Origin of the sequence: Synechococcus lacustris str. Tous (genome assembly GCF_003011125.1) — a bacterium.
Taxonomy (GTDB): Bacteria; Cyanobacteriota; Cyanobacteriia; order PCC-6307; family Cyanobiaceae; genus Synechococcus_D; species Synechococcus_D lacustris.
Map to the genome: position 1 here is coordinate 1 of NZ_PXVC01000205.1, position 1,162 is coordinate 1,162.

The following is a 1,162-nucleotide window of genomic DNA, read 5'->3' on the forward strand; positions in this document are numbered from 1 at the left end:
TATTGAACTTGAAGATGTTGATAAATTGAGTTCTGCCGCAGATTGTCATCTCTTTGATTGTAAAGAAGAAAGAGACAAATACTTTAATGCTCTAACAACTCCAGAAGTTTATAACTTTGCTATGAATTTGTCACATTATCAACCAATTAATGTTGAAACAAGATCATACCTTTTTAATCCTAATATTTTTTCTTTAATTGCATGAAATATACCTCCACAAGTCTTTATCGTTATGCTGGCGGTAAAAATAAAATGAAAGATGAGATCATTGAGATTATAGATGAGATTCATCCAAATCTTACTTATATGATGTCACCTTTCATGGGTGGAGGTTGTATTGAACTTTTATTAGCATCCAGAGGTGTAAAGATTCAAGCATATGATTTGTTTCAACCTCTTGCTGACTTTTGGGAACTTCTAACAACAGAAGGTGGAAAAAGAATTGGTGAAGAAGTAGCAAAGCATTATCCTCTTAAAGATAGAGAACATTATAAATCCTTTCTACCACTATTAGAGAGTGATGATAAGTTCACAAGAGCATGGTCTTTTTATATTTGTATTAAAGGTGCATTTAGTGGAGATCTTGGTCACACATCAGAATCATCACGAAAGAATCTAAGTCTTGCTGGTATCTATAAATTGATTGGATTTCATAACCCAAACTTCTCATTCTCCTTTGGTAATTGCTTTGAAACAATACCAAAGCACCAAAATGATTTTTTATACTTAGATCCACCATACTATAAAACAACATCATACTATTATGGTATTGATGGAAGTACTCATGAAGGATTTGATCATGATAAACTTGCTGATATCTTGAAGCAACACAAAGGTGGGTTTGTGATGTCTTATGACAACACAGATTATCTCAAAGAATTATACAAAGATTGGACTGAATTTCGTTATCTTGAATTTGATTATCAGATGGCAGGTGATGCAAGTTGCAGAGGTAAAAAAACAGAACTTATTATCATCAAACAACCAAAAGTTAAAGTTGAATCTAATGTAAATGTACTGGAAACTTTATTATACTGAGGACACTTCAAGAACTGACACACAAACTATCTCAGGAGATCTCAAAAGACCTTATAATTCTTTTGTAAGAAACCTTTGGGGGGACGTGTAAAGTGTCCCTATAATATGAAGAACACACACTAAC

The 1,162-nt window shown here is 32.7% G+C and carries 2 protein-coding genes; both read left to right on the forward strand.

Going from position 1 to position 1,162, the window contains the following annotated elements:
* Positions 1-205: hypothetical protein (locus C7K08_RS15725; RefSeq protein WP_161955950.1), on the forward strand; the 205-nt coding region annotated here is incomplete at its 5' end.
* Positions 202-1,038: a DNA adenine methylase gene (locus tag C7K08_RS14335; protein WP_106501161.1), complete on the forward strand. Its 837-nt coding sequence runs from the start codon at positions 202-204 to the stop codon at positions 1,036-1,038. The genes C7K08_RS15725 and C7K08_RS14335, both read left to right, overlap by 4 nt.
* Positions 1,039-1,162 lie beyond the last annotated feature (124 nt).

Excerpts from the sequence above, each read along its gene's own strand:
- C7K08_RS14335 (WP_106501161.1), top strand. The coding sequence starts at position 202 with ATGAAATATACCTCCACAAGTCTTTATCGTTATGCTGGCGGTAAAAAT.